The organism is Streptomyces ureilyticus (genome assembly GCF_011045025.1).
In the GTDB taxonomy this organism is placed as follows: Bacteria; Actinomycetota; Actinomycetes; order Streptomycetales; family Streptomycetaceae; genus Streptomyces; species Streptomyces ureilyticus.
This window is the reverse complement of the sequence record NZ_JAAKZX010000125.1, coordinates 21,409-28,625: the sequence shown is the minus strand read 5'-3', so window position 1 is coordinate 28,625 and position 7,217 is coordinate 21,409. Positions and strand designations below refer to the sequence as shown.

Here is a 7,217-nt window from a genome sequence, read left to right as displayed (position 1 = left end):
CCGACGCCCCTCCCCCCTCCCTCTCAATGATGCGGTCCTGCTCGCCGAGGTCCTCCCCACCGCCTACGAGGTCGGGGTGCGGAACGGAGAGGTAGGCCCCGGAGACACCCTCGTCGTGGTGGGCGCGGGTCCCGTCGGTCTCGCCTGCGTCGTCGTCGCGCGGCTCTACTCGCCCCGCCGGATCATCGTGGTGGACCTGTCCTCCGCCCGGCTGGAAGCCGCCGCCCGCGTAAGGCCCGATGCCGCCGAGCTACCGGGGAAGATGATCGCCGAGCTGTCCGAGGGGCCGGGGGCCGAGGCGGTCATCGAGGCGTCGGGGGAACCGGACGGCTTCGTCCTGTGCACCCGCGCCGTCCGCGCAGGGGGGCACATCGCCAACATCGGCACACACGGCAAACCGGTCACACTGCATCTCGAATCCCTGTGGCGCAAGAACGTGACGATCAGTACCGGCCAGGTGGACACGTACTCCATACCGTGGCTGCTGGAGCTGGTGAGGTTCGGACGCCTGCACGTCTCACAGCTGGTCACCCACACCTTCGGACTCGATCGGATGGAGGACGCCTACGAGGTGTTCTCGCACGGCACCACCACGGGCGCTCTCAAAGTCGTGCTGCACCGCGAGTGAACCGGCCGGCCGACAGAGGTCCGAACAGGTCGGTCGGCCCCTTGTTCCGGGCCGTTCGGCCCTACAACCTCCCGATGAGCGGCGGTTCTATGGAATTGAGCCGAGGGCCACAAAGAGACACGGCGAAGCGGAGTGAAACCGCGCACCGTGCAATTCGGGCCCGCAAGAAGCGGGCGGCCCCCGGCTCCATGAACGCCGGCAGCGGCCGCCGCTGGTCCCATCGGGCCACTTCCTCCGGTCGAAGTGCGGCCGACGCCGTGCTCGGCGACTCTGGAGATCAGGGCAGTGCCGGGAGGAGCACCCATGCACTGGGAAACCATCCGCAAAGACACCGCACCGGTCGTGCCGCCCTGTCTCACCGACTACGACCGGGCTTGCTCCGCCTTCACCTGGTCGCAGGCGCGTAGCGCGCTGGCCGGGCTGCCCGACGGTGGGCTCAACATGGCCCACGAGGCCGTCGACCGGCACGTGGCCTCGGACCACGCGGACAAGGTCGCGCTGCGGTGCGTCGCCCGGGACGACTCCGTCTCGACCGTCACCTATGCGGAACTGGCCCGCCGTACGGCCCGCTTCGCGAACGTCCTGCGCTCCCTCGGCCTCGGCCACGGGGACCGCGTGTTCACCCTGCTCGGCCGCTGTCCTGAGCTGTACACCGCGGTGCTGGGCACGCTGAGAACACCAGCGTGCTCTGCCCGCTCTTCTCCGCCTTCGGCCCGGACCCGGTGGAGCAGCGGCTGCGTCTCGGCGACGCGCAGGTCCTGGTCACCACCGCGGCCCTTTACCGGCGCAAGGTCGCCGAGCCGGGCGTCGGTTCCCGGGCTGAAACACGTCCTGATCGTCGGCCCCGGCGCAGCCGAACTGCCCGGCACCGCATCCTTCGACAACCTGATGTCCGCTGCCCCGGACACCTTCACCATCCCGCCGACCTCGCCCGACGACATGGCGCTGCTGCACTTCACCAGCGGCACCACAGGCACTCCCAAGGGTGCGGTCCATGTCCACGAGGCGGTGGTCGCCCATCACGCGACGGCCGCGTACGCGCTCGATCTGCACCCCGAGGACGTGTACTGGTGCACCGCCGACCCCGGCTGGGTCACCGGCATGTCGTACAGGATCATCGCCCCGCTCGTCCCTGGCCGCGTCCGTGACCGGCGTCGCTTGGTGGGCCCGGTTCCCCGTGTGCCTGCTTGAGGTGCTTTGTCAGGCCCGCGGGGTGCAGAGGGCAAGGATGGCCATGTCGTCGTGGCCGTCGCTGGGGTGGTGGTCTGCCAGGGCTTGGACGAAGTCTTGCAGGGGCAGGGCGGCGTGCTCGGTGGCGAGGTCGGCCAGGCGCGCCAGTCCGGTGTCGATCGCGTGCGCGGGGTGCTCGACGAGCCCGTCCGTGAAGAAGAGCACGGTGGAGCTCGCCGGCATGGGGTGGGTGTGGTCGTTGCGCGGCTGGGCGGTGTCGACGCCGAGCGGCAGGTCCGGGTCGGCGTGCAGATAGCTTGCCTGGTGGTCGGGGGTGAGCAGCAGGGGCGGAGGGTGACCTGCGATGCTCCAGCGCAGTGTCCAGGTGCCCGGCTGGGCGGGTTCGATGCGGGCGAGGCAGGCGGTGGTGACGTGCTCGTCGGTGATCGCAGCGAGGGCCTGGTCAAGGTGGGCGAGGACGGCACTGGGCGAGGTGCGCTGGTCGTAGAGCAGGGCACGCAGCATGTTGCGGATCTGGGCCATGGCGGCCGCGGCCTGCAGGTCGTGGCCGACGACGTCGCCGATGACAGCGGCGCAGGCGTGGTCGGGCACCAGGAGGGCGTCGTACCAGTCTCCGCCGATGTGGCCGGGTGTGATGGCGGGGCGATAGGCCGCCGCGGCGCCGAAGGGGCGCAGGTCGGGCAGGCGTGGCAGGAGGAGCCGCTGGAAATGTTCGGCGTCGAAGCGGGTCTGCTCGTAGAGACGGGCGTCGTCGATGGCCAGGCCCGCGGCGCCGGCGAGTGCGACGATGAGGGCTTCGTCGTGGACGTCGAAGGGCTGCCCGTCGCGCCGCTCGGCGACGTAGAGGTCCCCGTAGATTTTGCCGCGGGTGCTGATCGTGGCCCCGAGCAGGGTGCGCATCGGCGGATGGCCGGGCGGGAAGCCGGCCGAGTCCGGATGGACGGAGATGTCATCGACCCGCAGCGGTTCCGGGTGGGTGATCAAGTGGCCCAGCAGGCCGCGGCCGTGCGGGAACTCCACCCCGGCCAGGTCGGCCCGCTCCTGCTCGGACAGGCCGGCCGGAATGAATCGATCGAGGTATCTGCCCTTCTCATCGAGCACGCCCAGCGCGCCATAGCGGGCGCCGACCAGCTCCATCGCGGTATCGACGATCAGTTGCAGCACGACGGACAAGTCCACTTCCCGGCCGATGACCGCCTCGTACAGGTCATGCAACTGGTCTTGCGCCCTGGCCAGCGACCTGAGCTGCTCGGCGATCATCTCCAGCTCGGCGCTCAGACGCAGACGCCGGGGGACATCCAGCGGCTCGGGCTGGTTGGGTTGCCTTGGCATCACCGACGCCTGTCCGTCTGCTCTTCGGTCTCGATGGCCTTTTCAGTCGGCTTCCGTCTCGTCGATCACATCGACCACATCGTCGATGTCCCGCACCGATGCGAGCAGCTCTGGGCCAAGGGCCTTGTCCAGTCGCCCCGCCATCGTCACCACCCCGTTCTCCACGGCGACCTCGACAGCGCGCGGATCCAGCAGATGCTGACCGACCAGGGACTCGACCTCGGCCCGGATCTCGGCGTCGTTCCGGATCAGCGCCCGCAGCAGATCTCGCCGACTCACCACACCGACCAGCCGACCGCGATGGTCGGTCACAGGCAGCCGCTTCAGCCGTGTGTGAGCGGCGGTCCACGCGGCATCCGCCACGCGCTCCGCCGGGTGGACAGTGACCGGAGGGAAGGTCATCAAGGTGGACGCCGTGTCGCCGTGGCTCCTCTCGTACAGGCGGTGCTGCCGCAGCCTGCCGACAGGTCCGTGCCGGTGCGGTTCCGCCATGACGGCGGCCTTGGCCAGGAGATCCGACTCCGAGACGACACCGATCACTTGGTCGTCGGCGTCGACCACCGGTACGGCGCTCAGCTGCTCGCGGGCGAGGGTGTGGGCCACGTCCAGGAACGGCATGTCGCCGGGGACGGAGACCGCCGGAACCTGCATGACGTCCCGCACGTGGAGTACGACCGGTACTTGGGCGGAGGGCGCGTGCGCGGCCGTGGCCGGCGGCTCGGCCCTTTCCTTTCCGGCAGCGGGCTCGGACTCCTCGGTGCTCCTTGCCGACGCGGCGGCGGCGACCGCTGCGAGATAGCGGCGCAGCGCGTCCCGGCGCGGTTCTTCCTGTGGTGTCCAGGGACGGCCCGGCGTGGCGCGGCGGGCCTCCTTCTCCGCGGAGCTGTGCTCGAAGTCGCTCACGGCTGCCTCCCAGGGGACGCCGTCCACCCACCGGGTCAGTCTCGCATCGATGCAGTGGTGTGGCCTCCAGGCCGAACGGCCCTCGGTGCGGGACAGGTGGCCCAGTGCGACGCGACAGGCTTCCCTCCACCGTAGAGACTGGGAGGCGCTCCACGGGGAGACTGGAAGCAGGGTCTTGGACCGACCTGGAGGAGAGTTCGTGGCGGGTTTCCGGGACTTTCTGACACGGTTCCGGCCGGCGGCTTCGCCCGGCCGAGCCGCACCGGGCGGTGTCCCCGCTGACCGCTCCGCCGAACTCCGTGCGGAACTCGCACCACCCCTGGCCCTGTTCGAACAGGCGGAGGCGGAAGCCCGGTCCATACGTGAGCGGGCCGCCGACGCCGCCGCGTCACGCCGTCAGGAAGCCGAACGGCAGGCCGAGGCCATCGTGGCCGAGGCGCGTGAGGAGGCCCGTCCGCTACGGGCGCGCACGGCCGAGCATCTGCTGCGTGCCGCCGAGGGCGAGGCGGCTGCACTGCGCGCTGCGGCCGAGCGCGAGGCAACCGCCGTACGCGAACGTGCCCGGACCCGGATGTCCCCGCTCGCCGACCGTGTGCTCGCACTGGTGTTGGAGGACCTCGCGGCGGAGGAGCGATCGCCACCCGCACCGGCGCCTCACCGGGCTCCGGGCTGCGGAAGGCCCCGGGAGGGTGGTCCGTGATGGAAGCCGGATGGGTGGCCGGTGTGACCCGGGCACGGGCTCTGCGGACCAGGTGCCTGGGCGCGGACGGCGTCCGGAACGTGGCCGGGTCCCCGACGCTGGATGACGCCTTGCGCTACTTGGCGGCCACCGCGTACCGGCACGACGTCACCCCCGGCGCCACCCCGGCCGAGGCCCAGCGTGCGGTCTCGGCGACGCTGCTGTGGCATCTGCGGGTCCTCGCCGGCTGGCAACCGGCCACCGGCACCGATGCCATCCGGGCACTCGCCGCCGGGTTCGAGATCTCCAACACCGAACACCAGCTGCGTTCCCTCTCGGCCGAAACCCCCAGCCCCGCCCAAGTCGAACCGCGACATGCGGGCACGGAACGCCTCCACCCCCCGCTCTACCGCCTGGGCGCGCTGACGATCGCCTGGACGCGACTCGCCCGCACCCGTACGCCGTCGGAGCTGCGTTCCGCGCTGGCGGCCTCCGTCTGGGGCGACCCCGGGGGCGACTCCCCGGCCGCGGTCGCCACCGGCATGCGGGTCTCCGCCGCCCTACGGCTCGCGACCGTCGTTCCCGACGCCGCTGGCTGGGCGGCGGCCCGGCTCGCCCTGCTGTTCGGCCGTGAGGTGTTCGTCGTCGGCCGCCGGATGCCGGACGTCTCCGCCCGTCGGGCGGCCCGCCTGCTCGGCCCGCGAGCGGTGAGGGCGGGGTCGTACGCCGACTTCCGGCAGGCTCTGCCGGCCTCGGCGCAGTGGCTGCTGAAGGACATCGACGAGGCGGCGGACCTGTGGCGGGCGGAGGCACGGTGGTGGGACGCGGTCGAGCGGGACGGCCGGGAACTGCTGCGCCGGTCCCGCTTCGGGCCACAGCCGGTGGTGGGGGCCGTGGCGCTGCTGTCCGCAGATGCGTGGCGGACCCGCGGCGCGCTGGAACTGGCCGCCCGAGGCGGGGGCCCCGGGGACTGGCCCGCGGAGGTGCTCGATGCTCCGGGCTGAAGCGGCGGTCCCGGTCCGGATGCGCAGGGTGGCCGTCGTGGCGCCCGAGCAGGCGCTGCGGGAGAGCCTGGTGCGGATCGCCGAGGCGGGCTGCGTCGAGATCGACCTGGCCGGGGACGGAGGGCCGGATGTCCGCGGTCCTGCGGCGACCCACCTGCAGCGGCTGCGCGCCGAGCCGGCACAACCCGTTCTCAGCGAGGCTGCCCCCGATCTGGACGCCCTGGGGCGCGAGGGCCGGACGGACCTGCTGGCGGGTGAGGCGCAGTTGGAGGAACGGCTCGGCAGCGCGGTCCGGCACGGTGCGATCGCGGCACTGGCCGGCTGGTGCCCCGAGACGGAGGTGGGCGCCACGGCGGCGCGCATCGCCGGCGCCGGGGGCGCGCTGGTCCAGCTGCGGACCCCGCGCGGTGTCGACCCGCCGACCCTGCTGACCGGAGCGGGCTCGGCGCCCCCGGGGTATGCGGCGACGACCGTGCGGCGTTCCTTCACGCCCCTGGTCACGACGTACGGCACCGTGCCCTATGCCGACCTCGACCCCACGATGGCGGCCGGGATCGTCTACGTGGTGATGTTCGGCCTGATGTTCGGCGACGCCGGGCACGGGCTGCTGCTGGTCGCCATCGCGCTCCTGCTTCGGGCGGGGCGGCCTCGCCGGCTCGCGGCACTGCGTCCGCTGTGGCCCTTCGTCGCCGGGGCCGGGCTGGCCGCCACCCTGGCCGGTGTGGCGTACGGCGAGTTCTTCGGCCCGACCGGGGTGCTTCCCGTGCTGTGGCTGGAACCGCTGGAGGAACCCATGCGACTGCTGGCCGCCGCCGTCGGGCTCGGCGCCGTGCTGCTCGCCGTCGCCTATGCCGCGGGGATCGTGAACCGGTGGCGGGAAGGTGGACCGGTGGCGGCCCTGTATGCGACGACCGGCATCGCCGGGGCGGCGCTCTACCTCGGACTCGCCGTCATCGCCGGGTATGTGTGGCTCGGCCCGGCGGCGTACGGCGTCGTGGGGGCCGTGATCACCGTCGTCGGCCTGGGCCTGGCCGGGGTGGGGCTGTACGCGACCACGGCGGGCGGTCCGGGCGGTGCCGTACAGACCGGCATCCAGCTCTTCGACGCGGTGGTCCGGATCGGCTCCAACGTCGTGTCCTTCGCACGGCTCGCGGCCTTCGGCCTGACCCATGCGGCGCTCGGCGCGATCGTCTGGGACGGCACGACGGCGCTGGCGGGCCGGGGCCTGGTGGCCGTCGTCGCGGCGGTGCTCGTCTTCCTGCTCGGCAATGCCCTGGCCTTCTCACTGGAGGCGCTGGTGGCGGGTGTCCAGGCGCTGCGGCTGGAGTTCTACGAACTGTTCTCCCGGCTCTTCGAGGGCGAGGGCCGCCCCTTCAGGCCCTGGCACCTGCCCGTGGAGCACATCGCGGGTTCAGCCACTGCCGCCGGGCCGCCCGTAACAGCGGAGCCTGTCCGACAAGGCCCGGCGAGGGAGGAGTGA

7 protein-coding genes are annotated in these 7,217 nt (G+C 72.3%); 5 read left to right on the top strand and 2 right to left on the bottom strand.

Annotation, left to right across the window (positions count from 1 at the left end):
- Together G6048_RS30990 and G6048_RS30985 are read left to right on the top strand one after the other, a co-directional pair.
- Window positions 1-628 (top strand): zinc-binding dehydrogenase (locus tag G6048_RS30990; RefSeq protein ID WP_165342919.1); only part of this gene is annotated, 628 nt, incomplete at its 5' end.
- Window positions 629-931: 303 nt separating this feature from the next.
- Window positions 932-1,819: an AMP-binding protein gene (locus G6048_RS30985; protein WP_165342918.1), complete on the top strand. Its 888-nt coding sequence runs from the start codon at window positions 932-934 to the stop codon at window positions 1,817-1,819.
- Window positions 1,820-1,828: 9 nt separating this feature from the next.
- On the opposite strand, the gene G6048_RS30980 is transcribed toward G6048_RS30985, so the two are convergent.
- Window positions 1,829-3,151, bottom strand: a complete 1,323-nt coding sequence (locus G6048_RS30980) for a PP2C family protein-serine/threonine phosphatase (protein ID WP_165342917.1) — start codon at window positions 3,149-3,151, stop codon at window positions 1,829-1,831.
- A 42-nt stretch (window positions 3,152-3,193) separates the two neighbouring features.
- Window positions 3,194-4,054, bottom strand: coding sequence for a CBS domain-containing protein (locus G6048_RS50100; RefSeq protein ID WP_165342916.1), 861 nt, complete (start codon window positions 4,052-4,054; stop codon window positions 3,194-3,196).
- A gap of 199 nt (window positions 4,055-4,253) precedes the next feature.
- Here G6048_RS50100 and G6048_RS50095 point away from each other — a divergent pair, with 199 nt between their 5' ends.
- From G6048_RS50095 to G6048_RS30960, 3 genes are read left to right on the top strand one after another with little or no spacing between them, the layout of a single operon-like run.
- Window positions 4,254-4,754, top strand: a complete 501-nt coding sequence (locus G6048_RS50095; protein ID WP_165342915.1) for a hypothetical protein — start codon at window positions 4,254-4,256, stop codon at window positions 4,752-4,754.
- A complete protein-coding gene (locus G6048_RS30965; protein ID WP_165342914.1) occupies window positions 4,754-5,737 on the top strand; it encodes a V-type ATPase subunit in 984 nt (327 codons plus the stop codon). The genes G6048_RS50095 and G6048_RS30965 overlap by 1 nt, the downstream gene beginning before the upstream one ends.
- Window positions 5,724-7,217 (top strand): V-type ATPase 116kDa subunit family protein, encoded by a 1,494-nt coding sequence (locus G6048_RS30960; protein WP_235990536.1) that lies wholly within the window; start codon window positions 5,724-5,726, stop codon window positions 7,215-7,217. The genes G6048_RS30965 and G6048_RS30960 overlap by 14 nt, the downstream gene beginning before the upstream one ends.

Bases quoted from the DNA above. Each gene is read 5' to 3' on its own strand.
- G6048_RS30985 (WP_165342918.1), top strand. From the start codon at position 932: ATGCACTGGGAAACCATCCGCAAAGACACCGCACCGGTCGTGCCGCCC.
- G6048_RS30980 (WP_165342917.1), bottom strand. From the start codon at position 3,151: ATGCCAAGGCAACCCAACCAGCCCGAGCCGCTGGATGTCCCCCGGCGT.
- G6048_RS30965 (WP_165342914.1), top strand. From the start codon at position 4,754: ATGGAAGCCGGATGGGTGGCCGGTGTGACCCGGGCACGGGCTCTGCGG.
- G6048_RS30960 (WP_235990536.1), top strand. From the start codon at position 5,724: ATGCTCCGGGCTGAAGCGGCGGTCCCGGTCCGGATGCGCAGGGTGGCC.